Below are 26,664 nucleotides of genomic sequence, written 5' to 3'. Positions count from 1 at the left end.
AGTGCAACAACTGAGTAGTAAGACTTAGTAGGTATTTGATGATGAAGGATTTGTGGGGATAGCAAGACACAGTAGCTAATTTATTATTTGCATATTTATGTATATAGATAGATAGATTTTTTTATTTTGCTCCTTGATAAGATACTTAAACGAACTTAAAGGATTGTCGCATTCTAAATCATTATAATTCCTCAAGGTTCTAAAGCGAATCTTTGGGGCCATAATTGTTTTAGCTGTCGCTATCGATGAGGAGTTTAAACACCAGTAAGAGACTGGAGAGGTTAGTTGCTAAAAATAAGAAACGTGGTCTCTTAGAAAAATGCACTCGTCCACAAGCAAGTGTCCGTGAGGGGAGATACCGTTGTTTTAATGGCGTTGAAATAACCAGAGTTGCTTATATGAGTCTTCTTAGAGGATATGACTTCAGGCGAAAAGACCATCAAAATTTGGCAGATGGAAATGCCGGAGGGTTCCACAGGAAGAATGACCCCCAAAGCCCTATGTTAATGCTAGATTACCCGCTTTATGACTTTCAGGCAACCGTACCTAGCTGCCCTCAAACAAGTTCTCTGGCAGTGGTGTTAGAGATTTTTGAGCAAGAGCAGTGCGATCGCTTGGTAGTAGTGAATCAACAGCAATGCCCGATAGGATTGCTGTATTCTGCCCGTTTAATCCCAAAATTATTAACACATCGTGACGATAAAAATCTAAATTTCAACCAATCGCTCTCTACCTGGGGTCAAGGTCTGATTGAGCCAATACAGACAATATTAGCTTCTGAGCGTGTAGAGCAATTAAGCTTGCATTTGTGTGATCCACAAGCCGAAAAACACCAAAACTTAGATTGGGCACTGATTGACTCTGAGGGTCGATATTTGGGGCTGCTAGATAGTTCACGTCTGTTGCGATCGCTGGCTCAGGAACGCATGGCTGGGTTACAAAGTTCAACCGCCCAGAGATCGTCTTATGATGCTGGTAGGCAGACGCCAAATGAACCCAAATCCTTGGGACATCAGCCATTGGTACAGTTGTTGGAAAGACTGCCTTGGCCTTTGATGTTGCAAACGGGTAATGGCCAGGTGATAGCACGAAATCCCGCTTGGTGGCAGCAATTAGGAACCTTGAAAGATCCAGAAGGAGTTAGGCAACAGGTGGAGGCAATACTTGTGCCTAACTCCTCCGAAAAATCAGAATATGTCACCCAACGAGCAGTCAAGGTGCATCCCAATGGTAGGGAAAATGAGTATGGTGATGAACAAGAACTGACCCAGCAAGAAGCCTCATCTGATGCTGTATACAGTCGTTGCTATTTGGATAGTCAAGTGGGTACTTGTACCTGCGTTGTCGAAGTGCAAAACGGTCAGGAGCGAATTTGGCAGTTTGCCAAAATTCCCTTAGATAGCCCTGAGTTTAAAGTTATGAGTGCTGAAGAGGAGGTTGCACTCAGCACTGATTTGTGGTTGGTCTTAGCTACTGATGTCACTGAACAGCAGCAGCTTTGCAAAGAATTAGCAGCGAAGAATGCCGATTTAATTCAACTAAATCGGTTGAAGGATGAGTTTTTAGCTTGTATTAGTCATGAACTTAAGACTCCCCTAACTGCCGTTTTAGGATTATCGCGCTTGCTTGTGGATCAGCAGTTAGGAGAACTCAACGAGCGTCAAGCCCGTTATGCAGGACTGATTCATCAAAGTGGACGCCACCTGATGAGTGTGGTTAATGACATTTTGGATTTGACCCGCATGGAGACGGGACAAATGGATTTGACGCTGACTCCGGTGAAAATTCGGGCTGTGTGCGATCGCGCCCTATCGGAAGCCAAAGCCATCCACACTCAAACCACCAAAGCTACATCAGCCTCGCCACCTCCAAATGCCCGTTCATCTGCTCCCCAATTCTGCCTTTCCATTGAACTAGGCTTAGATCAGATGGTGGCGGATGAGTTGCGCTTACGCCAAATGCTAGTACACCTGCTTTCCAACGCCTTTAAATTCACCGAAATATCTGGCGAAATTGGGCTGCGGGTAAGTCGTTGGGAAGGATGGATTGCCTTTACGGTTTGGGATACAGGCATTGGTATTCCTGAACACCAGCAACACTTAATCTTTCAAAAATTCCAACAACTAGAAAATCCTCTCACCCGCCAATTTGAAGGCACTGGTTTGGGGCTGGTGTTAACTCGCGCCTTGGCTCGTCTCCACGGAGGAGATGTCAGTTTCTTGTCGCGTGAAGGAAAAGGTAGTCAGTTTACACTACTTCTGCCACCCAGTCCGCCAAAAACAGGCTTTTCTGAACCAGAGATGGGAATTGGAGAAGACGAAGAAACACGATATCAACAGATACGAGAAATCCCCGCACCAGCTCGTCAGCAAGTTAGTACATCCACACAGCATCATCCCGCTAGTTCGCAACGGTTAGTCTTGGTAGTCGAGGCAGTAGCCCGATATATTGAAGACTTGACCGAACAACTCAAAGGTTTAGGATATCGGGTAGTGATTGCGCGATCGGGGACAGAAGCAGTCGAAAAAGCTCGGCGCTTGCAACCAATAGCGATATTTTTGAATCCGTTGCTACCCCTGCTATCAGGCTGGGATGTGCTGACTTTACTGAAATCTGACACTGCAACCCGTCATATATCTGTAATTGTGACCGCGACGGGAGCCGAAAAGGAGCAAGCATTTGCTAATCGAGCCGATGGTTTCTTAAGTTTGCCAGTAGAGCATCAGGTTTTGACACCAGTCCTAGAAAAATTATGTACTGTACAAGCAGTTCCACAGCAAGGGTTAAACAACAGCGCAAGTATCCCAACTAAAACCCCACTGCGAATTCTTAGGTTGGTGAATCCCCAGTTGGAATCAGTCAATCCCCACCCCTCACTTCGAGAACACCGGGTGATTGAAGTAGATGACCTAGATCAGGCAGAACTTTTGGCGCGGGTATGGCAATTTGATGTCATTTTACTAGATGTCGAAAGTACCACCGCCCAAATTTATCTGCAACAACTAATTCAGCACTCGCGTTTGGCGGCTATACCACTAGTTACTTGCGATGTTGCAACTACCTTAATAGCTTCTAAAATCCCAGGGCTATCTGTATTTCCTTACTTAACACCATTTACCAAAGACAACAGCAGTCGCACTGAGAAAACCGATGCCTTACTATCAGTACTGCAAATTGCTTCTGGTATTTGCTGCCCTCCTAACATCTTAGTAGTGGATTTGACAATGCTACGTGACTTTCCACAGGTAAGACGTAAGCCAGCGAAGGGTTATCGGACAGAAAAAAATTGCTCAATTAGTAGTGAAACTGCGGAACGGGGGTCTGAATGGTTCCAAGCTTTAATTCAGTACCTCCAAACAGCAGGTTTTAAAGCGGCGATGAGTCCCTGTTGGGCAGAAGTGTTACAACAAATTCGCCACCAAAGCGTTGACTTACTGCTAATTTGTTTAGGAGAATCCGCTATCCACAAAGACGTGCTCAAAGCACTGAAAACATTGGGAGATTCGCCTTTAAAGTTACCACCAATTTTGGTACTTAATCAGCGATTAAATAGCCCAGAGACAACTTTACAGCCTGGGGTAGCTTATAAGGCTATTGACAAGCAGAAGAAGAATGGTTTGGAATCTATAGAAACTGTTGTTGGTGCGATCGCTACCCAAATATTACCGCGATCAATCTCAATGGAAGACCTATTAAATCAGATCAATCAGACTTTAGCTGTCAATGGTTACAACGGCAAATGTTAATGGGAATGGGGAATGGGAAAGATGAGGAGAATAGCCATACCCAATGCCCAATGCCCAATGCCCAATGCCCAATTACGATATATCTATTTTTTCATTTTTCTTTTTCTTAAAAGGAATTCTAACCAAGTTATAAGCACCCTTGGTCGATAAACTCTTATAATCATCTGGCTGTAAGTCCATTTGTAAAAACTTTTTCTGTTCAGCCAACAGCAGGAGCGAGGGAGGTTGTAGTCCCTTTGCAGCCTGGTTTTGAATGTGTTCTGTAGCTTCTTGAGGAAATCTTAAATAATTGATGCGGATGTTGCTGTAAAATACCACACTAGGCTTTTTGAAGCCAAGCATGATCAATTCTTCATTCGGTTGTTTTGCTTCTAGGATGACGGCAGACAACTCCCTTAAGGGTAATTGACGTTCTCGATCAATAAAGAAGGAAGCAGGTGTTAGAACAAAAATCAAAAACGCCACAAACCCCAGCAAGTTAATACTGATAATGTACTTCCAGCGGCGACTCAATAGTAACCCTGCAACTACAACGGCACAAACAAGCCAAATTACACCAGCGATTACTGGTAAACCAGATTGTTTAATTAGTTCGTGGAAGTTGGTTATAGCTGGATCGCTACCTAATATCTGAGTTATGTTAAACAGTGCTGTTGACAGAACTGATAAAAATATTACATTCACCCAACCACTCACTCGCAGAAAAGAGGTGGAAATAGGAGGAGTGGGAGAGGAAGAAACAGAATTTGTTTGCCGTGTATCCTTATCTTGGAAAAGGTCGCTCCATAACAGGGCTACCAGGATTGCTGCTGCTGGCATTAAAGGCAATACGTAGCTAGGAAGTTTGGTGACAGCAATGCTGAAAAAGCTAAAGATGCCAGCAAACCAGAACCACGCAAATAAACCAAATTGCTGAAAACGTTCTTGGGAACTCCAATGCGATCGCTGCCAAAACTTTAGTCTTACTATAGAGGCTGGTAAATACACGGAGTATGGAGCAAAGCCCAACAGCACCACCAAGAAGTAAAAATACCAAGGTGCTGAGTGACCATTAACTACTTCTGTAAAGCGTTCTAGGTTGTGATAACCAAAAAAGGCATTAATAAAATTCCAGCCATTGCGCCAAATTACTAAAGCATACCAGGGCACTGACAAACCGATAATTATCAGTATACCTACGAGGACGCGCATTTCCCGCAACACCTCTAGGAACTTTCCTACATACAGCAAAAAGGCGACAACAATTAGCCCAGGCAAAACAATCCCCACTGGCCCTTTAGTTAAAATTGCGCCAGCAATCAGTACATAAAATGCTAAATACCACTTATTTGGGAATAGGGAGGTCGCTTCGCTCCGAGATTGGGAAAAGTTCTCCCCAGTCCCCAGTCCCAAGTCCCCAGTCCCTCCCTTCCCCGCGTACCCTAGAAAGAAACATAACAAAGCTGATGCCATGCATCCGGTGAGCAGCATATCAGAGACGCCGATTCTCGCCCAAATAATAGTTTCGCCATTGAGCGCCATGAGCGCTGCGGCCATGAAAGATGTTGAGTAGCGGCGAGTAGGACGTGAAACTTGTTCTAATTCGTCTTGTTTACCCAAGTACCAGTGTACGGTGTAAAAAGCCAAACAAACTAAGCCGAAAGCTGCGATCGCAGAGGGAAGGCGTACTGCCCACTCATTTACACCAATAATGTAATATGCGATCGCTTGACACCAGTAAATTAAAGCCGGTTTATCGAAACGAGTTTCACCATTGAAAAATGGGGTAATCCAATCACCTGTGAGGAACATCTGGCGGGAAGCTTCGGCAAACAACGGCTCTGTCTCATCAATCAAGCCAATATTGCCCAAATTCCACCCAAAAGCTATCCAGCCAATCACTATCAACCACAAAATCGACACAGTTAAACCAAGGGCTGGATTCTTTCCTATTTTGTTGAACCACTGATCAACAGTGCGATTAACACTCAGTTTCATTCTCATTTAGTCAATAGTCAACAATCACTAATCAATAGTCGTTGGTTATCTATATTTTGTTCTTCTTCAACAAAACAAGTGTTAAATACTGAGTTATAAACTTAAAATTTAACATTTTTACTACTTAGCACTGGCGCAACGCGCCGCTACCGCATTTATTGACTCAGCACTAGTTGCCATTCTCTGTTTTGAGAATTCCATTTAGGTAATTGAGTTTCGCCGACAACATAAGGGCCCCAGTAACGACGGGAACCATCTTGTGCAAAAGCAACTAAAATATCTCCTTTCTCCAGCTTTAAATTATTCTGAGGTAAGGATAGAACCAATCCCTTCTCACTACCTTCTTGGGGAGCAAAATCCCAATGTGCCGGTAGGTCATAGTTAGCTTGTTTACTACTAGTTCCTTTTGCTACCGACTGTCGCGCCAGTAGAGCCAGCCGTACAGGCTGATTTGTTTGATTGCTCATCCGCAAAGTCCCTTGATCTTTGGCAATGCTTGCTGATTTATCACGCTCTGCCAAGACAGGATAAGTATTCTCTTTACTACTTTGTTCTACCTGATTGGTTGGAGTAGTTGCTGGAGTAGATAAATTAGCGGAAAGACTTTTTTCAGGTGAAACAGAAGTTGCTTCCCACTCTCGAGTTTCATCTGGCAGTTGTGAAGATGTATCTGGGTTTGTAGACTCAAAGGATATGCTAACTCCAAAGTATCCCACCAGAGCAACAAGCAGTCCCAAGCAAGAAGCGGTAACACCGACGTTACGATATACTGAGGATTTCATATTGATAGTTATTAGAAATAAATATTTTGTCTAGGCTTGACCAAATACTAGCCTATTATCACAAAAGCTAATCACAGAAAGTAGCTTATTATAGACTTTCTTAAAATTAGGCAAGCAAATGTATTATAAACATCATTGTGAGTACAAAATATGTATATCAAATAATTTCCTTGATGTTTGACAAACAAGGATTACAGACACTATTTGCTTTGTATATTCACTGTAGGCTTGGATAAAAATAATGAAATTTGATACCGAGCCAGCCCATAATATGTACAAATTTAAATCAATACTGGAAGCCCAGTAGATATTTATAATATTAACAAACAAGCTTATGCTAAAACCAATACCCTCCTTAATATAGAAGAGATATTTCAAGATATCTTGACTTTTCCCCAGAAGTCCTTTTCATGCAAAACACTCGTCTGAATAACTTGTTAGATGCCATTGCTACACGCTTGGGGCAATGGTTTTTAAATCCTTGGCGGCGGCTATCGTTACTAATAATTAGTTTTTTGTTCGGTTTTTTTCTGGGAAACGCGGTTTCCACCACAGCTGGACAACAGGGTGTATTAGACATTGTGGTAGCTGCTTTTTTAGTACTATTGACGGAAATTACTAGTAGGATATTTTACAGTCAGAGTTTTTTCGCCAAGCGATCGCTCTTGGTAGAATCACTAAATCTCCTTAAAGTTGGTTTCATGTACAGCCTGTTTCTCGAAGCCTTTAAGCTGGGATCGTAGGATGGGGGATGAAAGAGATGGGGAAGCAGGAAGCAAGAGAAGCGGCGTTAGCAGATAAGTCAAGGGCTAAAGCTTTTGGGATCACGCCGGAAAATGTAGATGAAGTGATCGAAAGGCGATCGCATTTACTAAAATCTGTTTTACCAGCTTTTAACGAATTCTGCGAAACTAGCCTGAAAATCGAACCCAAGGAAATGTTACAGGTATTGTGGGACTTGTGGCTACCTTTGGGGATCAAACTAGCATCGCAGCGTCAACAGTTGGAACGTCCTCTGATTCAGGGAATTTTGGGAGGACAAGGTACTGGTAAAACTACAACGTGCAAAATTCTCAGTTTGATTCTCGATCAGTTGGGATATCGGACTGTGAGTTTATCTTTGGATGACTTATATAAAACTTACAGCGATCGCTTACTTTTAACACAGCAAGATCCCCGCTTAATTTGGCGCGGGCCACCAGGAACCCACGATGTAGATTTAGGTTTAAATGTACTAGATCAAATTCGCCAGTTGCAAAGTCCAGTGATGGTTCCGCGCTTTGATAAATCTGCTTTTGGAGGTGCTGGCGATCGCACTAATCCAGAAATCGTCACAAACATAGATATTGTACTATTTGAAGGCTGGTTTGTGGGTGTGCGACCAATTAACGCAGATGTATTTGATACTGCACCGCCGCCAATTGTCACAGATGAAGATAGAGCATTTGCCCGTGATATGAATCTTCGCCTCCAAGATTATCTACCACTCTGGGAGCGATTAGACAGCTTAATTGTGCTATATCCCACCGATTATCGCTGTTCTTTAGAGTGGCGCAAACAAGCGGAACAGCAGATGATTGCTGCGGGTAAGTCGGGGATGAGCAATGCAGAGATAGAGAAATTTGTCAATTATTTTTGGCGATCGCTCCACCCGGAATTATTCATCAAACCGTTGGTAAAAGATGCAACAGCAGTTGATCTAGTGATTGAGATCCATACTGATCATAGCTTTGGTGAAGTTTATTGCGATCGGGTTTAGGGGGTTAGCTCTCAAGCAAATCAGGTAAAAACACTATAATTTGCTTAAAGCGTGATTTATCCTACTCCTTAGACCAAAAATGCCAGAGGAATCGTTAAAGCTTTTCTTTTCTTACTCTCACAAAGACGAAACTCTACGGGATGAACTAGCTAAACACCTGGCTATCTTAGAATGGCAGGGTGTGATTTCAAGTTGGTGCGATCGCAGGATACTACCTGGAGAGGAGTGGGATCACCAAATTAATGATAATTTAAAAACCGCCGACATCATTCTTTTGCTCATCAGTTCAGATTTTCTTTTTTCTAAATATTGCTGGGATGTCGAAGTTAAGAGGGCAATAGAACGTCACCATGCTGGAGAGGCTTGTGTTATCCCAGTTATTCTGCGAAGTGTTGATTGGAATGGCGCACCGTTTGGAAAACTTCAAGCTTTGCCTAAGAATGCTGAACCTGTAGTATCAAAGCATTGGCACAATCAAGATGAAGCCTTGACAGATGTAGCTAGAGGAATTCGGGCGGTTGCTGAGAAGCTAAAGAAGGAAAGAGACGAACTAAGGCAGAAACAGGAAGCAGAAAGACTACGAAGAGAACAACAACAAAAAGAGGCAGATAGGCTACAAAGACAAAGAGAACAAGAAAAAGCCGATAAGCTGCGACTAGAACAGCAATCTACCGATAACGATCTCCTTTCTGAGAAAGGTGTAGACTATAGGCGGTTGCGCGATTTACTTAAAGCAGGGAATTGGAAAGAAGCGGATCAAGAAACTCTGGCTGTTATGCTTAAAGCCACTGGCAGAGAACAAAAACGCCACCTTGATTCTGAATCTATCAATAACTTTCCTTGCACTGACTTACGCACCATTGACCAACTGTGGGTAAAATACAGCAATGGGCACTTTGGGTTTAGTGTGCAAAAGCGGATTTGGAAAAGCGTTGGACAAGACTACCAAAAGTTTGGCGATCGCGTCGGATGGCGAAAAGAGAATGAGTGGCTAATGTACTATGACTTGACCTTCACAACAGCCTCTCCACAGGGACATTTGCCCGGCGGCTTCATGGGTTTGGTGGGGCTGGGGAGTGTGGGTGGGCTTCGGCTGGGCCGCTTGGGTGGGGGTGTGTTTTGTCGGGAATTCTCTTTTCTCGCATCGAGAATTATAAACTGTAACATATAAGGCTTACAGGAAATTGTAAAGATTCACAAACAAGTCATTTAGCACGAAGTATTGCGGTTTCTATGTTTCCGTTACCTGGCACTGTGGCAAAAAAACGTCTTCTTGTTGTGCTTGTAGTACAATGCTAGCTTTTTGGGTGTCATAGCAATTAGCAAAGATAAATTTGCTCACTACTTGTACTTGTACTTGATTCAAATGAAAAATATTTGTCATTCAACCAGATATTAACCTACAGCAAAATCTGTAAACTGTCTTTTGTAAGGCGAATGAAATCCTAAAACAATATTTTCTTTAGGAACGCCCAAAGCAACTAATTCATCACCAATATTAGCTTCAGTTCCATTATGCTGAATCCAAACCTTTCCATTCTTAATATCTAAATGTAATACACAGCCATATACACGCCGCTTATTTTCCCAACCCACATATACTAATTGGTAGTGGTCGTGTTCGGTATCAAAGATAGTCTGTGCTTCCACTTTACTATCAGATTTTTCATACTGACTATATAATGTTAATAGTTGCTTAATATACTTTCTATATTCCTCTAAGTTAGCCATTTGACAATCACCTCATTTTCGATATCATAAATTAGCAAACGTAATTGATATTGTTGAATTATCATCTGAGGAAATGGCAACTGAAAGAAAATTTGATATGTATCTGAAGGAACCGCTAAATATAAAATACGTTCTGGTTGTTCTTGGGAAAGTGCAAAGCGATAGTTAATAAACTGTCCAAGTGCAGTATGAAATTCTGAAATAGTTGATTGACCAAGAAAACTTTTAACCTCTACAGCGATTTTTTGCCCTTCTCTTTCAGCCGCAATAATCTTTTCTGCTCCTAAATCAATATATAATTCAACCAAACCCCACTCTATACGTAAAGGGTCATCTGTAATAGTCCAGCCATCTTTTTGTAAGCCTAATTTTACAATGTCGTGAAATTTATCTTTTGCTGACATAACATATTTGTTTGCTCTGTGAAGCATTCTATCTACATATTATCTCCCTTCTCAAGCCGGGGACTTAATATGCCAAATTAGTTAACCGAGTAACACACTATCTTCATCTCATCTGTTCAGGTGCGTTAGGCTGCGGGATAACACACCCTACTGAAAATTATTATGTATCGTATTTCTTTTGGCGTTTAACGGGATTCATCCACATTTCTAAACGGCTAAATGCCTGTGAAGAAAGTAACGTCAAACATAAATAAACCACCGCTACACCCGCATAAATTTCAAAAGCGCGATAGTTATCAGCGACAATTAGCTGTCCTTTGCGGAACAATTCTTCAAACCCAATCACTGCAACTAAGCTAGTATCTTTCAACAAACTGATAAACTCATTACCCAACGGTGGAATCATCCGCCGGAAAGCTTGGGGAAAAATGACATAACTCATGGTTTGCACAGAACTCAAACCTAATGATTGTGCTGCTTCTGATTGTCCTGTTTCAATCGATTGAATCCCCGCACGCACAACTTCGGCAATATATGCAGCGCTATTCAAACTTAAAGCAATTACTCCAGCAGTGAGGCGATCAAAAGTAAATGTCAAACCAAGTTCTTGCAAAATTGCTGGTAAGCCAAAGTAAATCATAAAAATTTGCACCAGCAAAGGCGTTCCCCGAAAAAAATCTACATACGCCCTCGCCATCCAACGCATAGGTGCGATACGAGAAAGGCGTGTAATACCAATCAGCGAACCGCCAATTAAACCAAACACTACAGAAAGTATCGTCAATTGCAATGTTACCAATGCACCCTGCAATAGACTTGGCAAAGCCTGTAAAATCACGCTAATTGAAGTAAATATGTTAGATGCGTTAGTGTTAGTTTGATTCTCAAATGGTGATTTATCTGGTAATGATGGCGGTTCGATTTGAAACCATTTTTGGTAAATTTGGGCATAAGTGCCATTTTTCAGCACCCGATCCAAACCATCATTTATCAATGCCAAATTCGGCGAATTTTTAGCCGTAGCAATTCCATAAAACTCTTCTGTCAGTAATTGCTCTACTACTTTAATTCCCTTGAGATTGCCCGTTTTAATAGCATATAAAGTAACAGGTGCATCATTAATTACTGCATCCACATTACCATTGGATAATTCTTGCAGGGCTATAGGTGCTGAATCAAAACTGCGAATTTGCACCCCAGGAACACTTTTAGCCTTTGTAGCCCCAGTTGTGCCAATTTGGACTGCGATTTTTTTATTTTTGAGACTGTCAAAACCAGTAATATCTTGATTGTCTGCACGAATTGCGATCGCTAACCCAGCCTTAAAATAAGGACGGGAAAAAGAAATCGTCTTCGCCCTCTCCTCTGTAATCGTGATCGAACTAAGGGCCGCATCTACCGTTTTGGCTTGCAAAGCTGAGATCATCCCATCAAAAGGCAGACTTTGAAAATCCACTTTAAAGTTAGCTGTAAGTGCGATCGCATTCATCAAATCAATCGAAAAACCCTGCAACTCACCACCTTGTCTTTGAAACTCAAAAGGTGGAAACGTCGGTTCCGTAGCAACCCGCAGAGTTTTCCCCGCGCTAGAGTTTATAGCACAGCTAATCAGTAATAAACAGCTAAAACCTACGAAGACACATAAATACAGCCAACGCGCAAAACCAAATTTAGCCATATTATTTTCTCTCTCCCTCTGCGCTCTCTGCGCCTCTGCGGTTACTTAAAACCTTACAATCAACTGTAGAGCAGCTTGACATAAGTAATGAACAATACCATCCCCGCCATTATTTTTGACAATATCGAAAAAAACTTTGGTTCCCTCAAAGTCCTCAAAGGAATCACCGGCGAAATCAACCGGGGAGAAGTCGTTGCAGTTATCGGTTCCTCCGGTTGTGGTAAAAGTACTCTACTACGCTGCTTTAACCGGCTAGAAACCATTGACAAAGGGCGTTTAATAATTAATGGTATCAACTTATCCCGACCCACCGTCAAATATAACCAACTGCGGGAACTACGGACACAAGTAGGCATGGTTTTCCAGCAGTTTAACCTGTTTCCTCATCTCAGCGTCCTGGAAAATATGACACTCGCACCGCGTAAAGTCTTGGGTAAAACACCGAAAGAAAGCGCCGAAATAGCGAGATTATATTTAGAAAAGGTTGGCTTATCTGACAAAGCCTCTGCTTATCCCGAACAACTTTCTGGCGGACAAAAGCAACGAGTAGCGATCGCCCGTAGTTTGTGCATGAATCCCCAAATCATGCTATTCGACGAACCCACCAGCGCCCTAGATCCCGAACTTGTCGGCGAAGTTCTGCAAGTAATGCAACAATTAGCCGCAGAAGGGATGACAATGGTGGTTGTCACCCATGAAATGCAGTTTGCTAAAGAAGTAGCCCATCAGGTGATATTTTTAGATAAAGGTATTGTCACAGAACAAGGCCCAGCTTATGAAGTGCTGACTAATCCCCAAAGCGATCGCCTACGTATTTTCCTAAGTCGCCTTCAAATAATTCGTAATTCGTAATGACGCTCGTGGACTCGCTACCGCTGCGCTAACGTAATTCGTAATTAAAGACTTCCTTGAAACTCCTCACTCAGCACTCCTCACTCATCACTCAGCACTAATTAAAGGTACTCGCGTAAGAAATCAAAGGGATCATCTTCCCAACAAGGTTCAGGTATTAGCCAAAACAAACTACCACTGATGTCGGCTTCAATTTCATCACCGTCGTCTCTATCAAATAGTTCTATCAAAGCTGTCCAATCACGTTCTCTCAGAGACGTTAGCGATGGGGCATATACCTGAAAATTATTTGAGTAATTCACGCGCAAAGTTGTGCTTGATAGCCGTAAATAGTTAATATAGGATATTTGTAAATAATTATACCAATTTGAAAAAAGAATGCGACAAATAGACCATTTGTAGAGACGCGATTCATCGCGTCTTCACCCAAAGATGTGTTGTAATCATTAATTGAATTGGTATTAGATTTTAGTTTTGACAACCGCAGTGAAATAGTTGTTTTTATACTATTAAATATGGACTCATATCATAAGTGTCTCACAATTTAAATAGGACTGCTATAGTATTTATTACATAATTACAAGCTGAATTTACTCAGACCGGAACAATCCTTAAGGCTGCGACTCTACTAATTCCACTCCAAATACTTCAGCAAAGGACTGCGCTACATAAAAACGGACTTCTTGGCAAGTGATACCTGGAATCCACTCGGACAAACTGCCTACAGGTTTATCAGAAATACCACAGGGTACAATGCGTTCAAAGCCTGTCATGTCTGGACAAACATTTAATGCAAAGCCGTGCATGGTAATCCAACGGCTGACTTTAATCCCAATCGCCGCAACTTTTCGCCCTTGCAACCAAACGCCAGTAAAAGCCGGAATTCTTTCTCCCTGCAACCCATAAACTGCTAATACGCGAATTATGACTTCTTCGAGTTGGCGTAAGTACCAATGGAGGTCTTTACGATAACGTTGCAGATTTAAAATTGGATACCCGACCAGTTGACCAGGACAATGATAAGTAACCTCGCCACCTCGTTCAACTCGTTGCACATCATATTCACCTTTGTCAATATCAAATTTGAGAAAATCTGAGTTGCTTCCTTGTCCCAAAGTATAAACAGGTGGATGTTCTAGCAAAATTAACACGTCATCTAGACTGGGGTCATGGATGCGCTCAGTGAGGAGCGATCGCTGCCATCCATGAGCTTCTAAGTAAGGCATCAATCCTTGGTTATACAGCAAACAACGGTTTATGTGTGGTTCCATACTACGGATAATGCCAAAAATCAACTGTATTAAGAACGAAATATATTTCAAATTAGAAGATTGGAGTCAAAAAATGTAAAGATTTGCAAAGGATTTTAAAGGAAAGTCAAGGGAATATGCATTAGAAAATACAAAGTGCTAGCTTGAATATACAACCTCAATAGGTTTTAGGAGGAATTCTCTGCAATAAGCATCATGCCAAGACGATAAAGACGAATGTACTGGCTGATGACTCTCATAAAGTTAGTTTGCATTTCAAACAGAATCAAATTTCCACAAAGACTTGTATTATTGAACAACAGCAAGCAAACTTCAACCGAACACAGAAGGAGCAAATATCAACAGTTCTGTAAGCGTTGTTTTAACACAAAAGACAGTTACAGGAGCTACTGCTCAAATTTCCTCACTAAAGAGTTCTAGGTGAATATCCAATTGGATATCAGCGCAGAGATGAGGAGGAAAATCAAGGGTATAATGAGCAAAAACCCAGACGTAGTAAGCTTAGAGAGAGCTTACAAGCAGTACATAGATAAAGTTCACAATTTGTTTTGGCGGGAGTAATAGACCTTACCGCAATTTCTTTTCATACAAAGCAAATTCACACATCAAATATTCAGTGGGAGAGTTTACATGAAGCTTGTCATCCACGGCAAAAATATTGAAATCACCGATGCAATTCGTGAGTATGTACATCAAAAGATTGAGAAAGCAGTTAGTCACTTTCAGAGCATTACAAATGAAGTGGATGTGCATCTTAGCGTAGCCCGTAATCCCCGAATTAATCCAAGACAAGCGGCTGAAGTAACTATTTACGCTAATGGTAGCGTTATCCGTGCCGAGGAAAGTAGCGAAAATCTATACGCCAGCATTGACTTAGTTGCAGATAAAATTGCCCGTCAACTGCGGAAGTACAAAGAACGGCGTCAAGATCAGAAAACTCATGCCCTACCAACAGAAGTAGTTGTTGCAGATGCGGTAGTCACAGATTTAATTGGCGATCGCACCCCCGAATTGCCTAACGAAGTCGTCCGCACCAAATATTTTTCCATGCCGCCAATGACCCCTACAGAGGCCCTGGAACAACTACAACTCGTGGGACACGACTTTTATATGTTCCGCAATTCTGAAACTGGAGAGATTAATGTAATTTACGAACGCAACCACGGCGGTTATGGTGTGATTCAACCCCGCAATGGTAACGGCCATACCAATGGCAAGAATGGCAAATCAACTCACGCAAGTATTGGTATGCCGGAAAAGTCGCATTCGAGTAAATAGGGACTAGGGACTAGGGACTAGGGACTGGGGACTAGGGACTGGGAAAGAGTTTCCCAATCTCCAATCCCCAATCTCCAATCCCCAGTACCCAGTACCCAATCCCCAGTACCCAATCCCCATTCCCTCATTTCGCAAGCTGTTGCAAAGTTTTCAGCGCTTCCTCAACGTGACCTTTAAAGTTAAACATTGAATCAAATACGTATTGCACAACTCCTTGTTGGTCAATGACGTAAGTAACGCGACCAGGGAACAAGCCAAAGGCAGCTGTTGCGCCATATAGCTTCCGCACTTGGTCGCCTTTATCAGTTAACAGAGTAAAAGGGAGATTGTATTTCGCAGCAAATTTTTGGTGAGATTCGCTAGAGTCGGCACTCACGCCGACAACTTCAGCACCAGCGGTTTTAAACACTTCATATTGATCGCGAAAGGCGCATGATTCAGCCGTACATCCAGGTGTGTCGTCTTTGGGATAAAAATATAGGACAACAGCTTTTTGTCCGCGAAAATCCTGTAGGCTAACTGTTGAGCCGTTTTGAGCAGGTAGACTGAAATTAGGAGCGGTATCTCCAACTTTGATTGCCATAATAAGTGGTGGTAATTACTTAACAAAATTTTACCTTGTATCCAAGTCCATAAATTTTGCTTGATTACTTGCATCAAGCGGAGTAGCTTAGATACTCATCTAACACAAAATTCCGTTTATGCGCCTGACTTCACTGGATGTTTTTCGCGGCATTACCATCGCTGCTATGATTCTCGTCAATATGGCGGGAGTTGTAGATGATGTATATCCTCTCTTAGCCCACGCCGATTGGCACGGTTGCACACCAACTGACTTGGTATTTCCCTTCTTTCTCTTCATTATCGGTGTAGCGATGACTTTCTCACTGTCAAAGTACACCGAAGGCAATAAACCAACCTCAGCTGTTTACTGGCGGATATTGCGCCGTGCCGCCATTCTCTTTGCCTTGGGATTGCTGCTAAATGGCTTTTGGAATCAGGGTATTTGGACTTTTGATTTGAGCAGCATCCGCATTATGGGAGTGTTGCAGCGCATCAGCCTTACCTATCTGCTAGCTTCTTTGGTAGTTCTCAACCTACCGCGTAAAGGTCAATGGATACTAGCAGCAGTGCTACTGATCGGCTACTGGGTGACGATGATGTATGTACCAGTGCCAGAATATGGTGCAGGAGTTGTGACGCGGGATGGTAATTTCGGCGCTTATGTTGACCGCTTGATTATTCCCAAAGCACATTTATATAAAGGTGACGGTTTCAACTTTATGGGAGATCCAGAAGGACTTTTCAGTACTATTCCCGCCATAGTAAATGTCCTCGCTGGCTACTTCACTGGTCAATGGATACGCAGCCAACCTGTACAGTCACGCACAAGTATAGGTTTAGGATTATTTGGAGTCGGTTGCTTAATTATTGGTTGGGCGTGGGGGTGGACATTCCCCATCAACAAAAAGCTGTGGACAAGTTCTTATGTGGTCTTTAGCAGCGGTTGGGCGTTACTGTTGCTAGCGGCTTGTTATGAACTGATCGAAGTACGGGTGATGCGTCGCTGGAGTAAGCCTTTTGAAATTATGGGCTTAAATGCGATCGCTCTTTTCGTTGCATCGGTTTTATTGATTAAAATCTTAGTCAGAACCACTATCGGCACTGGCAAAGACGCTCCCAGTACTTACAATTGGATTTACCAGAATTTTTTCGCATCTTGGGCGGGGGCGTTGAATGGTTCTCTGTTGTTTGCCCTAGTCACTGTGTTGTTGTGGTGGGTTGTTGGTGTTTTGATGTATCGGCAACGTTGGTTTCTCAAAGTGTAAATTTGAAGGCAGCCGTCAGAATATAAAAAGATTTTTGTTGTTATTTACGTTTTAGTGTTATCAAGGTTACAACAGGTATTAAGTGATAGATTTGTCACATTTTAGGAACAAAGGCGATCGCAACTTTATCTATATTATTAGCGCATTAATCTGCGCTTTTTTTAGCGAACTCACTTAAGTTCTAATATCGTTTCTAACGGCAGAATAGTCTACAAACTTATCTGTGCGTTGAAAATTCTTATTTCTTCTAATTCACTAAATTAATCCATAGCAAAATTGTGAGGTAATGGATGCGTCGCATAAGATTTTGGCTATTTTTTCCAATTGCTTTAATATTTGGCTGCTCAGATCAACTGTTTCAATCTAATCCATCTGTCGCCAACCCTAACCCAACGGTAGTTCCACAACAAACTAGTCCGACATTGTTAGCAAAGGCGAGTTACCTTTCCCCGTTGGAACAACAGGTAATTATTGAAACAAATAAGGTACGAACAAATCCCAAAGCATATCTCCCGATTCTGGAAAATTATAGAAAGCGATTTGAGGGGAACCGAGTCAAAATTTCTAATAATACCTATTTGCGAACTCAAGAAGGAGTTAAAGCAGTTGATGAAGCGATCGCATTTTTGAAAACAGCGCGTCCTGTAGGAGCATTGAGTGCATCTAAAGGTATGTCTTTAGGAGCAAAAGACCACGTTAAAGACCAAGGCCCAAAAGGTGCTACAGGTCATAATGGTAGCGATGGTAGCAATCCTTTTACTCGCATCAACCGCTATGGTAAATGGCAAACAACCGCAGGCGAAAATATCAGTTATGGCCCAAGCACTGCTCAAGATATCGTGATGCAGTTAATTATTGATGATGGTGTGCGCGATCGCGGTCATCGAAAAAGCATTTTTAACGGCGCTTTTAAAGTCTCCGGTGTTGCTTATGGAACTCACAAATCATATAGAACAATTTGTGTAATTAACTACGCTGGAGGGTATCAGGAAAAATAACTTGAGATGGGGAATGGGAAAGAAGCAGGAAGCATGGAAAAAGGGAGAAGAGTTTTCCCCTCTGCACAATGCCTCATTCCCAATCTAAAATCAAAAATATAAAATATAAAATCCAAAATTGTATGTTCTATGTCTAGAGACTTTATTATTTTTATAGTATTTTTTACTCTTGTAGCTGTTGTTATAAATGTTTTATGTTTTCAATGGAAAACCAAAAAATAACAACACATAAGTGACAAAATAAAACTTATTGCTGCTCAGTTAAAAATGAAATTTGTTATTTGATTTATTGAGAGCAAAAGTATCCGACGATTAAAGGATACTGTCAAAATTATCCCAAACTGAAAGCTTGGCGATCGCAGGTAAACTAGAAAATATCCCTTTCAACATGGTGATTGCGGTTTTTGCTCTGAGTTGCGTCCTCGAAGATTTTGACAGGAGAAATCTAAAGCTATGTTCCACTTTACGGAGGTGAGCAAATTTTAATACACCCTTACCCCTGTAAATTCAAGAATAGTTAGATATATTTCTAAGTTGAGTTGTTTAAAAGGCGCAACTTCGAGGTTCAGAGGCTCAATATTCAGGTACTACAATGCTTTAAGAAGCAAAAGTAGGTGTAATTGTAATGCAATCAATTTTCTGGAGTGTAGAAGAAGTAGCCCTAAGAGCTAAACAGTTTTACGAAAACGGTATTCGTCAAAATGTTGAGTGTGGTGACAATATCGGCAAGATGATTGTGATTGATGCTGAAATGGGTGAATACGGGATAGATCCAACTGGTGTAGAGACAGCGTTAAAGTTAAAACAGAAAAACCCTAATGCTAGATTGTTCACCATCCGAATTGGTTATGATGTTGCTGTAAGTTTTGGTGGTGCGATGGAGCGTACTGCTGAATGATTTATGGCAAAGTAATCAATGGTAAGGTAATAATTCCAGTGGTTTTTCGTTTACCTTCCCAACCAGCTTTTTCTCTAGATTTTGTCATTGATACTGGATTTAATGATCTGAGGCTAAAAGGTGCAACTTCGAGGTTCAAAGGCTCAACGCCGAGGTTCAAAGACGCGATAAATCGCCGTCTCTACAATAATTAGTCCTTTGTAGAGACGGCGATTCATCGCGTCTCTTGCCTTAAGCGAACAGTATTATCTACCTAACTTATTCCTCAGCAACCCAAGCACCATGAAACCCATAAGGCACCCGCTGGGGAATTATTACTCGCGCTACAGGTTTAGCTGTTATGTCTTGGGCATTCACCACTACCAATTCGGAAGTATCTGAACCCTCATCATGGACGAAAGTCATAAGCCAACCATCGTCCTCAGCCGTTGCACCAGGACGCGGCGCAAACACAGCTTCACCGCCATAGCGTCCTTCTCCAAATTCATGGGTTTGGGACTTTCCACTGCTGAGGTCGTACTTAATAATACCTTCAAATAAAGGTAGGGGACTGTTTGCCGCTTTATTACTGTAGCCATATCGGGTTTTTCGCCCCAATAGGTTTTCGTTGACGCGAGGAAATTCGGAAGCTACATCATCCAACATTTCTTCACGTACTGTACCCGTGCTGAGGTTAAATCGCCAGCGATGTAAACGGGGGATATTTGCTTCTGGGTCGGGTTGAGAATCATCTAAACCCAAAACAGTAGTAGAAGTCATGCGACAGGCAATCAGCACTACTTCGTCTCCATCTTCGTAGGCGTTGAGGGTATGGAAGACGTAGCAAGAGGGACTTTCAAACCAGCGGACATTACTGTTGTCACCGTGACGTGGTAGAATTCCAAAGCGACTGGAGCGATCGCGCTCAAACATCATTACAGGTTCTCCCCGTTGCGCTCTTTCCGGATTAAAAGTCAGCGGCAAATCCATGAAAATTGTGTAGTTTTCAGTGATGGCGAAGTCGTGCATCATCACCCCTATGGGCAATTCAATTGGCACTGTCCACAACAGTTCGCCTTGTGCTGAGACTACACTATATTGCAGGTACGGTGGCACAAACACAGAGTAGCCAAAGAAGATCATTTCGCCTGTAATTGGGTCTACTTTGGGATGGGCTGTGAAGGCAGAAACCAGCTTCCCATTGTAGCTATACTCACCAATGGTTTCTAATTCAGGCAGCTTGATTGCGTGAGGTTTACCCCCCTCATTCAGTGCCAACATTTGACCAGCGTGCCACACTAAGGCAGTATTGGCAGTATTTTTGTAGCCACCGTGAGGATTATCTATTTGCGGTGGTTCTAATAACCCACTCCAGATAGCTTTACCCGCTTCTCGTTCTTTTTTCCATCCGGCTGTCTGCACGTAGCGGTTACGATAAGTGGCTATGCCGTTGCTAATTTGCACACCATGCAACATTCCATCGCCATCAAACCAATGATATTGACCGATGGGTGTCCATTGAGGATTAGGGCCATTCCGCACAAACATCCCCGATAGTTCAGGTGGTAATTCACCGATAACTGACAATTTTTCGGTGGTGATTTCTTCACGGATTGGAGCAAAGTTGCGATCGAGATATGGATTGACTGCTATTGTTGGCATTGTTTTGATTTAAATGTACATTTCGGTTTGCTATCAATGCCCACGGAGAACTTTTGAGGGCGTTGGGGAATTTTTGCAATCTGTCTACAAATTAAACCTTTTTCTCTAACTGTTTAATTCGTTTTATTTGCAAGAGGTTCCACTCATCATCAGAAAAGGGTGTGCTAAACCAGGTATCTAATATTTCTTTAGCGATCGCTTCTGTAGTAGCACGTAAACTTAATACTAGAACATTCGCATGATTCCAGATCCGGGCCCCACGTGCCGTCTCAGCATCATGGCACAAGGCTGCACGTATCCCAGAGACTTTGTTGGCGGCAATAGATGCGCCAGTACCAGTCCAACAAAAGACAATCCCCTCATCTGCTTTCTGGGTTGCCACTGCCAAAGCAACTTTACTACAACTAAGAGGCCAATCGACTTCAGGATCATTCTCGGCTAGGGAACCGAAGGGTATAACTTCATGCCCACGCTGCTTAAGTTCTGCCAGTACCCTATCGGTAAGGTTGGTGCGTTCATCACTGCCAATAGCGATTTTCATGCATTCCCCTTTGAAATTAGTCTTCCCCATCTCCTCATACTACGATGTTTATAGGAGACAGGGAAGAATTACAAATTACGAACTACGTAGCTTGCTTCTCGCCCTTGGCGAGTATTACAAATTAATCCTCAGATTTTGTTGAATATACAGCAGTGTTACCATTCAATGGCACTGCTTCTGTTTGTAGTTCTTGACGCCGATTTGGTTTGAAAAAACGCTCTGTTGTCGTCTTAATCACAATATACAAAATCGGGACTACAAACAAACTCAAGAAAGTCGCAATTAACATCCCTCCAAATACTGTTGTTCCTAATGATTGACGACTTCCCGCCCCGGCTCCTGTGGCAATAGCTAGGGGGAAAATCCCCAATAGTGTAGAAAAGGCAGTCATCAAAATTGGACGTAGACGCTCTTGTGAAGCCTCAATTACTGCTTTGGTAATCGAAAGTCCTTGATCTCGCAATTGGTTAGCGAATTCCACAATCAAAATTGCGTTCTTACTAGCTAAACCAATCAACATTACTAGACCAATTTGACAGTAAACATCATTCGCAAAACCCCGCATTGATTGAGCTATCAGCGCTCCAAAGATAGCTAAGGGAACTGATAACAGAATGATAAAAGGGTCAACGTAGTTCTCGTATTGAGCAGCTAGTACCAAAAACACAAAGATTATTCCTAATCCAAAGATCAGGGGTGCTAAACCACCAGAGTCTATTTCTTCTAATGCAGTTCCTGACCATTCATAACCATAACCTGCGGGTAAAACTTCTTGAGCAACTTGTTCCATTGCTTTAATTGCGTCTCCAGAACTAGAGCCAGGAGCGGCGGAACCATTAATTTCAATTGAACGGAACAAATTGTAGTGATTTATCGTTTGTGCTCCCACAGTCGAAGTAACTGTGACTAAGTTACTCAAAGGAATCATTTGATTCTTTTGGGAACGAACGTACAGTTTACCAATATCCTTGGGGTTAGAACGAAACTGTTGATCTGCCTGGATATATACACGGTAATTGCGCTGCTGGAGATTGAAATCATTTACATATTGTGATCCCAAAGCAGTTTGTAATGTACTGAAGACATCATCTATAGAAACTTGCAATGATTTGGCTTTATTGCGGTCTACTTCCACAAGTAATTGTGGTGTATCTGCGGCAAAAGTACTAAATACAGCTTGTAATCCTGGTGTTTGATTGGCTTTACCCAACAACTGACCCATCGACTGCACCAAACTTTCTAAGCCACTGTTACCTCTGCGGTCTTGCAGTTGAAAGACGAAGCCACCAAAGTTGCCTAAACCCTGAATTGGCGGTGGATTCACAGGAAAAACCCTGGCTTCTGGAATTGCCAACAACTTCCCTTGCAAGCTGCCAATAATCGCTTGTACTGATTGATTGGGTCTTGAACGTTCTGCCCAAGGTTTTAAAGTTGTAAAGATGATGCCACTATTGGCGGTACTACCACTAAAACCAAATCCTCCCACGGCGAAAGTCCCTAGTACTTCTGGAACTTGCAGGATTTCTTTTTCTACCTGTGCCATGACATCGCTGGTATATTGCAGCGAAACGCCTTGGGGGCCTTGAATAATTGTGAGGAAGTAGCCTTCATCTTCGTCTGGGAGAAAGGCTGTAGGTACTGTGGTGTAGAGCCAAGCAGTCATACCCAAGGAGACAATAAACAACCCAATTACGACGCTTTTAAATCGTGTGAGAAAGGTAAGCGATCGCTCATAGCTTGACCTGACCCATTCTAGAAACCGATTAATCAGGTCAAACAACCAGGCAATCCACCTGGGAGGTCTTTGTTCTTGACGCAGTAGCACGCCACACAAAGAAGGTGTTAAGGTCAAAGCCAAAAAAGTCGAAATCGCAATGGAAAAGGCGATCGTTAGCGCAAATTGCCGATAAAGTGCGCCTGTAGTTCCCGGAAAAAACGCCACTGGCACAAACACTGCCATCAACACTAGTGAAGTGGCAATAACCGCGCCAAATAGTTCCGCCATTGATTCACTAGCGGCTCGGCGAGGATTTATACCTTTATCCTGAATAAAACGGCTGATTTGTTCCACCACGACGATCGCATCGTCTACCACCATCCCCGATGCTAAAGTTAGACCAAACAAAGTCAAACTATTAATGGAAAAGTTAAAAATTTTGATGAAGGCAAATGTCCCAATCAGTGCCAGGGGAATAGTTAGTGCGGGAATTAAAGTGGTTCGCCAATCCTGCAAGAACACAAAAATTACAATCACCACCAACACCACCGCTTCAATCAGAGTCTTGATCACTTCTGCCAAAGACTCTTCTACAAAGGATGTTGTGTCAAAAGCTACTTGATATCGCATCCCTGGCGGAAAATTCGGAGCCAATCGCGCTATTTCGGCTTTGACTCCTCTAGCTACATCCAAGGCATTACTGCCAGGAACCTGATAAATCCCTAAACCGACAGCATCGTTGCCACGAAATCGTAGAAATGAACTGTAGTTTTCTGCACCCAGTTCGGCTCTACCTACATCTTTGAGCTTAACTAAGGTGCCATCCTCTTGAGTTCTGAGGACAATTTCTTCAAATTCTGATGGTTCTGCTAATCGGCTGACAGCACGTACATCAAGTTGATACCTTTGTCCTTCAGGAGCCGGTTCTTGTCCAATTCTCCCTGCACCGACTTGCAAATTTTGTTCAGATAAAGCATCGGCTACATCCTGAGTTGTTAGTCCGCGACTAGCAAGGCGACTCGGATCTAACCACAGGCGCATTGCATAGCGACGTTCGCCAAAAATCCGTGCGTCACTTACACCTTTGACTCTTTTTAAAGCATCCGCTAAATAAAGGTCAGCATAGTTGCTTAAAAATATATTGTCGTACTCTTTATTTTCAGCATATAAACCAATTGCTAAGAGAATATTGCTTGACTGTTTTGATACCTGCACTCCCGTGCGTTGTACACTCTCTGGTAGTTGTGGTTGAGCAACAGAAACACGATTTTGCACATCCACAGCGGCAATATCTTTGTCTCGTGAAGAATCAAAGGTGGCTGTAATGGTACTCGTACCATCGTTACTGCTGCTGGAAGTGAGATATCTTAGTCCTTCAATCCCGTTGATTTGCCTTTCTAAGATATTTGTCACTCCGCTTTCTACGACTTCTGCACTAGCTCCGCTGTAGTTGGAAGTCACACTGATTTGGGTAGGACTAATTTCTGGGAACCTAGCGATCGGCAGTGTAGGAATACTGATTAATCCTATTAGAAGGATGACGATCGCACAGACCGACGCAAAGATTGGCCGCTTAATAAAGAAGTCAACAAACATAGTTTAAAAATTGGGCATTGGGCATTTGGCATTGGGTATGGGGCATGGGGCATTGGGCATTGGTGCAAGGGAAAAGCTTCTCCCCCCTGCTCCCTCTGCCCCTCATCTCCCCCTGCTCTCTCATCTTCAACTAAGGCCTCCGACTACCTACTTGTTCTGGTGCAGGAGTGATGGGAGCGCCATTGGTTAGGTTGAGAATACCGGAAACAACAATTTTGTCCCCAGCTTTTAATCCTTCGATAACTTGATAATTATTCCCCTCAATAACTCCCAATTTCACGGGCTTTTGTTGAGCTACTAAAGATGGCGCTCCAGCTTTGGTTTTTTCTGCCGGTGCTTCAGCTTTAGGCTTTTCCTGCGGTGCTTCAGCCACAAATACAAAAGTCTCTCCACCTAGGCGAGATACTGCTGTAACTGGAATTAAGATTCCCGGACGTTCGTTCCAGATGACTTTGGTTTGCACTGCCTGACGATTAACCAGTTGACTTCTGGAATTACCAAAGTTGGCTTTAGCCAAAACTGTCTGCGAATCTGAACTAGCATTTGGAGAGATGAAACTCACCTTACCAGTAGCGATGGGTTTGCCTTGGGTGTCCAACATTTGCACAGGTAATCCCAAACGCAGCTTTTTGGATTCAGCTAAGGGAACGGAAATATTCAGTTCTAAAGAGTCATTTCTAGTCAGTGTAGTGAGTTGATCTGCTTGTTGCACATAATCTCCCACCTTTGCTGGAATATCACCAACAATACCGGTGAAAGGTGCAAGGACTTTTGTGTATTGCAGTTGAACTTGGGCAGATTTGACTTGGGCTGCTGCTTGAGTTACTTGCGATCGCGCTTGGGCAATTTCTTCTGGGCGAGAACCATTTTCTAGCTGCCTTAAGTTTTGTCTCTGTTGTTCTAAAGCACCAGCTAGCTCATTGATACTAGAATTTCTGCTTTGGCGAAGTTGGTCTAGGCGTTTCTGAGCCACAACCAGGGCAGCTTCAGCACTTTGCTGTTCTTTGACATATCCTTCTAAGGTATCTTGAGAAACTGCACCCTCTTTTCTCAATTGTGCGTATCGCTTGGCGCGTGATTGTGCTAGTTCCACATCAGATTTAGCTGACTGAATTTGAGCTTCAGCTTGAGCAATTTCTTCTGGTTGTGATCCAGATTGGGCATCTCGAAAACGAGCTTGGGCTTGGGTTAACTGCGCTCTAGCTTGGGCAACTTCTTCTTGTCGCGTACCCGCTTGCAGTTCAGCAAGCCTTGCTTGGGCTTGTTCTAGTCCGGCTTTTGCTTGTAATAATTGAGCTTGGACATTATCACTTTCCAAGCTAAGAATGACTTGCCCTTGTTGAACACGGTTGCCCTCTTGGATGAAAATCTGGGTAACTCGTCCGTCAACCTGTGGTCTAATGATTACCGAACGTGGAGCCTCTAAGGAGCCAATAAACTCCGAACTTTCCTGCACGGTTTCAGTTTCCACAGTTGCTAGCTTGACGGGAATTGCCATCGGTTGACCAGCTGCGGCCCCAGCAGGTGCATCACTAGCGCTACTAGTTTGCCACCAGCGCCAACCAAAACCAACACCTGCAACTAACAAAACAATTCCCAAAATTAGCGGCCAACGGCGTTTTTGCGGTGGCTTTGGCGATCGCTCCAACAATGGTTGCGATTCTTGACTAGAATCATTAACAGCTGGCTGTTCTATTTCAGCAGGCAGGTGAGAATCAGGGAACTCAGAATGGGACATCTTCGGTTTCTCGTCTTATGGATTTAGACTTGGGCAATCTACTCTTCGCTAAAAAAGCATTATTTGAATAGTTTTTTAGCCCTTGTTTCTTGATGTTGGTGCCAAATCAAATATATATTTGGGTATTTGGGCGATCGCTCACTATATCTAGCAACTCAAACCAAACAATATCGCATATCACTTTATGGTTAATTTGTAAATTACTTAACTCCTGTCAATTTTTTAAAG

At 42.7% G+C, this 26,664-nt stretch carries 23 protein-coding genes; 10 read left to right on the top strand and 13 right to left on the bottom strand.

Translation table 11 applies throughout. The annotated features are described in order from the left end of the window. Positions 1-398 precede the first annotated feature (398 nt). Positions 399-3,746, top strand: coding sequence for an ATP-binding protein (locus RRG12_RS12665; RefSeq protein ID WP_420759524.1), 3,348 nt, complete (start codon positions 399-401; stop codon positions 3,744-3,746). 72 nt (positions 3,747-3,818) lie between these two features. Here the strand turns inward: RRG12_RS12665 and RRG12_RS12660 are convergent, their stop codons facing one another. Continuing rightward, positions 3,819-5,729 carry an ArnT family glycosyltransferase gene (locus RRG12_RS12660; RefSeq protein ID WP_420759523.1) on the bottom strand — a complete coding sequence of 637 codons (1,911 nt, stop codon included), beginning with the start codon at positions 5,727-5,729 and terminating at the stop codon, positions 3,819-3,821. 149 nt (positions 5,730-5,878) lie between these two features. After that, positions 5,879-6,505: a hypothetical protein gene (locus RRG12_RS12655; RefSeq protein WP_420759522.1), complete on the bottom strand. Its 627-nt coding sequence runs from the start codon at positions 6,503-6,505 to the stop codon at positions 5,879-5,881. Positions 6,506-6,915: 410 nt separating this feature from the next. On the opposite strand from RRG12_RS12655, the gene RRG12_RS12650 reads away from it, so the two are divergent. The 3 genes from RRG12_RS12650 (at position 6,916) to RRG12_RS12640 (ending at position 9,435) form a co-directional block, all read left to right on the top strand. Beyond that, positions 6,916-7,248 (top strand): DUF565 domain-containing protein, encoded by a 333-nt coding sequence (locus tag RRG12_RS12650; protein WP_069069137.1) that lies wholly within the window; start codon positions 6,916-6,918, stop codon positions 7,246-7,248. 8 nt (positions 7,249-7,256) lie between these two features. Beyond that, entirely contained in the window at positions 7,257-8,264 is a 1,008-nt protein-coding gene (locus tag RRG12_RS12645) for a glycerate kinase (protein ID WP_420759521.1), read from the top strand. Between the two features lie 79 nt (positions 8,265-8,343). Beyond that, a complete protein-coding gene (locus RRG12_RS12640) occupies positions 8,344-9,435 on the top strand; it encodes a GUN4 domain-containing protein (protein ID WP_420759520.1) in 1,092 nt (363 codons plus the stop codon). A gap of 60 nt (positions 9,436-9,495) precedes the next feature. On the opposite strand, the gene RRG12_RS12635 is transcribed toward RRG12_RS12640, so the two are convergent. The 4 genes from RRG12_RS12635 to RRG12_RS12620 form a co-directional block, all read right to left on the bottom strand. Continuing rightward, positions 9,496-9,648, bottom strand: a complete 153-nt coding sequence (locus tag RRG12_RS12635; RefSeq protein ID WP_420759519.1) for a hypothetical protein — start codon at positions 9,646-9,648, stop codon at positions 9,496-9,498. An 11-nt stretch (positions 9,649-9,659) separates the two neighbouring features. Further along, positions 9,660-9,995 (bottom strand): XisI protein, encoded by a 336-nt coding sequence (locus RRG12_RS12630; RefSeq protein WP_420759518.1) that lies wholly within the window; start codon positions 9,993-9,995, stop codon positions 9,660-9,662. Further along, a complete protein-coding gene (locus RRG12_RS12625) occupies positions 9,983-10,399 on the bottom strand; it encodes a XisH family protein (RefSeq protein WP_420759517.1) in 417 nt (138 codons plus the stop codon). The genes RRG12_RS12630 and RRG12_RS12625 overlap by 13 nt, the downstream gene beginning before the upstream one ends. A 160-nt stretch (positions 10,400-10,559) precedes the next feature. Beyond that, entirely contained in the window at positions 10,560-12,077 is a 1,518-nt protein-coding gene (locus RRG12_RS12620; protein WP_420759516.1) for an ABC transporter permease subunit, read from the bottom strand. Positions 12,078-12,164: 87 nt separating this feature from the next. Between RRG12_RS12620 and RRG12_RS12615 the strand changes: the two genes are divergently transcribed. Next, positions 12,165-12,929: an amino acid ABC transporter ATP-binding protein gene (locus RRG12_RS12615; protein WP_420759515.1), complete on the top strand. Its 765-nt coding sequence runs from the start codon at positions 12,165-12,167 to the stop codon at positions 12,927-12,929. Between the two features lie 101 nt (positions 12,930-13,030). On the opposite strand, the gene RRG12_RS12610 is transcribed toward RRG12_RS12615, so the two are convergent. Next, positions 13,031-13,231, bottom strand: coding sequence for a hypothetical protein (locus RRG12_RS12610; RefSeq protein WP_181929187.1), 201 nt, complete (start codon positions 13,229-13,231; stop codon positions 13,031-13,033). Positions 13,232-13,540: 309 nt separating this feature from the next. Beyond that, the gene (gene lipB, locus RRG12_RS12605) at positions 13,541-14,200 is read right to left on the bottom strand and encodes a lipoyl(octanoyl) transferase LipB (RefSeq protein WP_420759514.1); all 660 of its coding nucleotides are present in this window, start codon (positions 14,198-14,200) and stop codon (positions 13,541-13,543) included. A 630-nt stretch (positions 14,201-14,830) separates the two neighbouring features. On the opposite strand from lipB, the gene hpf reads away from it, so the two are divergent. Continuing rightward, complete coding sequence (gene hpf, locus RRG12_RS12600) at positions 14,831-15,478, top strand: ribosome hibernation-promoting factor, HPF/YfiA family (protein ID WP_069071312.1); 648 nt, start codon at positions 14,831-14,833, stop codon at positions 15,476-15,478. 124 nt (positions 15,479-15,602) lie between these two features. Here hpf and RRG12_RS12595 read toward each other — a convergent pair whose 3' ends face one another. Beyond that, entirely contained in the window at positions 15,603-16,061 is a 459-nt protein-coding gene (locus RRG12_RS12595; RefSeq protein WP_069071311.1) for a peroxiredoxin, read from the bottom strand. 118 nt (positions 16,062-16,179) lie between these two features. Here RRG12_RS12595 and RRG12_RS12590 point away from each other — a divergent pair, with 118 nt between their 5' ends. From RRG12_RS12590 to RRG12_RS12575, 4 genes are all read left to right on the top strand, one after another. Beyond that, positions 16,180-17,307 (top strand): acyltransferase family protein, encoded by a 1,128-nt coding sequence (locus RRG12_RS12590; protein WP_420759513.1) that lies wholly within the window; start codon positions 16,180-16,182, stop codon positions 17,305-17,307. A 290-nt stretch (positions 17,308-17,597) separates the two neighbouring features. Further along, the gene (locus tag RRG12_RS12585) at positions 17,598-18,305 is read left to right on the top strand and encodes a CAP domain-containing protein (RefSeq protein WP_069071309.1); all 708 of its coding nucleotides are present in this window, start codon (positions 17,598-17,600) and stop codon (positions 18,303-18,305) included. A gap of 625 nt (positions 18,306-18,930) precedes the next feature. Further along, complete coding sequence (locus RRG12_RS12580) at positions 18,931-19,203, top strand: hypothetical protein (protein WP_420759512.1); 273 nt, start codon at positions 18,931-18,933, stop codon at positions 19,201-19,203. Continuing rightward, a complete protein-coding gene (locus tag RRG12_RS12575; RefSeq protein WP_420759511.1) occupies positions 19,200-19,397 on the top strand; it encodes a hypothetical protein in 198 nt (65 codons plus the stop codon). The genes RRG12_RS12580 and RRG12_RS12575 overlap by 4 nt, the downstream gene beginning before the upstream one ends. Positions 19,398-19,461: 64 nt before the next feature. Here RRG12_RS12575 and RRG12_RS12570 read toward each other — a convergent pair whose 3' ends face one another. The 4 genes from RRG12_RS12570 to RRG12_RS12555 all read right to left on the bottom strand — a co-directional run bounded on the left by RRG12_RS12570 (position 19,462) and on the right by RRG12_RS12555 (position 26,436). Next, a complete protein-coding gene (locus RRG12_RS12570; protein ID WP_420759510.1) occupies positions 19,462-20,844 on the bottom strand; it encodes a carotenoid oxygenase family protein in 1,383 nt (460 codons plus the stop codon). Between the two features lie 91 nt (positions 20,845-20,935). Then, a complete protein-coding gene (locus RRG12_RS12565; protein WP_069071306.1) occupies positions 20,936-21,385 on the bottom strand; it encodes an RpiB/LacA/LacB family sugar-phosphate isomerase in 450 nt (149 codons plus the stop codon). 121 nt (positions 21,386-21,506) lie between these two features. Beyond that, positions 21,507-24,698: an efflux RND transporter permease subunit gene (locus tag RRG12_RS12560; RefSeq protein WP_420759509.1), complete on the bottom strand. Its 3,192-nt coding sequence runs from the start codon at positions 24,696-24,698 to the stop codon at positions 21,507-21,509. A gap of 130 nt (positions 24,699-24,828) precedes the next feature. Continuing rightward, a complete protein-coding gene (locus RRG12_RS12555; protein ID WP_069071304.1) occupies positions 24,829-26,436 on the bottom strand; it encodes an efflux RND transporter periplasmic adaptor subunit in 1,608 nt (535 codons plus the stop codon). Between the last annotated feature and the right edge of the window lie 228 nt (positions 26,437-26,664).

The organism is Nostoc sp. CALU 546, assembly GCF_048836525.1.
This window is presented reverse-complemented; position numbering and strand designations above follow the sequence as displayed.

What these genes read in the sequence shown, in the direction of transcription:
- RRG12_RS12655 (WP_420759522.1), bottom strand. Translation starts at nt 6,505, where the DNA reads ATGAAATCCTCAGTATATCGTAACGTCGGTGTTACCGCTTCTTGCTTG.
- lipB (WP_420759514.1), bottom strand. Translation starts at nt 14,200, where the DNA reads ATGGAACCACACATAAACCGTTGTTTGCTGTATAACCAAGGATTGATG.
- RRG12_RS12560 (WP_420759509.1), bottom strand. Translation starts at nt 24,698, where the DNA reads ATGTTTGTTGACTTCTTTATTAAGCGGCCAATCTTTGCGTCGGTCTGT.
- RRG12_RS12640 (WP_420759520.1), top strand. Translation starts at nt 8,344, where the DNA reads ATGCCAGAGGAATCGTTAAAGCTTTTCTTTTCTTACTCTCACAAAGAC.
- RRG12_RS12660 (WP_420759523.1), bottom strand. Translation starts at nt 5,729, where the DNA reads ATGAGAATGAAACTGAGTGTTAATCGCACTGTTGATCAGTGGTTCAAC.
- hpf (WP_069071312.1), top strand. Translation starts at nt 14,831, where the DNA reads ATGAAGCTTGTCATCCACGGCAAAAATATTGAAATCACCGATGCAATT.
- RRG12_RS12630 (WP_420759518.1), bottom strand. Translation starts at nt 9,995, where the DNA reads ATGGCTAACTTAGAGGAATATAGAAAGTATATTAAGCAACTATTAACA.
- RRG12_RS12555 (WP_069071304.1), bottom strand. Translation starts at nt 26,436, where the DNA reads ATGTCCCATTCTGAGTTCCCTGATTCTCACCTGCCTGCTGAAATAGAA.
- RRG12_RS12635 (WP_420759519.1), bottom strand. Translation starts at nt 9,648, where the DNA reads ATGACAAATATTTTTCATTTGAATCAAGTACAAGTACAAGTAGTGAGC.
- RRG12_RS12575 (WP_420759511.1), top strand. Translation starts at nt 19,200, where the DNA reads ATGATTTATGGCAAAGTAATCAATGGTAAGGTAATAATTCCAGTGGTT.
- RRG12_RS12620 (WP_420759516.1), bottom strand. Translation starts at nt 12,077, where the DNA reads ATGGCTAAATTTGGTTTTGCGCGTTGGCTGTATTTATGTGTCTTCGTA.
- RRG12_RS12625 (WP_420759517.1), bottom strand. Translation starts at nt 10,399, where the DNA reads ATGTCAGCAAAAGATAAATTTCACGACATTGTAAAATTAGGCTTACAA.
- RRG12_RS12565 (WP_069071306.1), bottom strand. Translation starts at nt 21,385, where the DNA reads ATGAAAATCGCTATTGGCAGTGATGAACGCACCAACCTTACCGATAGG.
- RRG12_RS12665 (WP_420759524.1), top strand. Translation starts at nt 399, where the DNA reads ATGAGTCTTCTTAGAGGATATGACTTCAGGCGAAAAGACCATCAAAAT.
- RRG12_RS12585 (WP_069071309.1), top strand. Translation starts at nt 17,598, where the DNA reads ATGCGTCGCATAAGATTTTGGCTATTTTTTCCAATTGCTTTAATATTT.
- RRG12_RS12580 (WP_420759512.1), top strand. Translation starts at nt 18,931, where the DNA reads ATGCAATCAATTTTCTGGAGTGTAGAAGAAGTAGCCCTAAGAGCTAAA.
- RRG12_RS12590 (WP_420759513.1), top strand. Translation starts at nt 16,180, where the DNA reads ATGCGCCTGACTTCACTGGATGTTTTTCGCGGCATTACCATCGCTGCT.
- RRG12_RS12615 (WP_420759515.1), top strand. Translation starts at nt 12,165, where the DNA reads ATGAACAATACCATCCCCGCCATTATTTTTGACAATATCGAAAAAAAC.
- RRG12_RS12645 (WP_420759521.1), top strand. Translation starts at nt 7,257, where the DNA reads ATGAAAGAGATGGGGAAGCAGGAAGCAAGAGAAGCGGCGTTAGCAGAT.
- RRG12_RS12650 (WP_069069137.1), top strand. Translation starts at nt 6,916, where the DNA reads ATGCAAAACACTCGTCTGAATAACTTGTTAGATGCCATTGCTACACGC.
- RRG12_RS12570 (WP_420759510.1), bottom strand. Translation starts at nt 20,844, where the DNA reads ATGCCAACAATAGCAGTCAATCCATATCTCGATCGCAACTTTGCTCCA.
- RRG12_RS12595 (WP_069071311.1), bottom strand. Translation starts at nt 16,061, where the DNA reads ATGGCAATCAAAGTTGGAGATACCGCTCCTAATTTCAGTCTACCTGCT.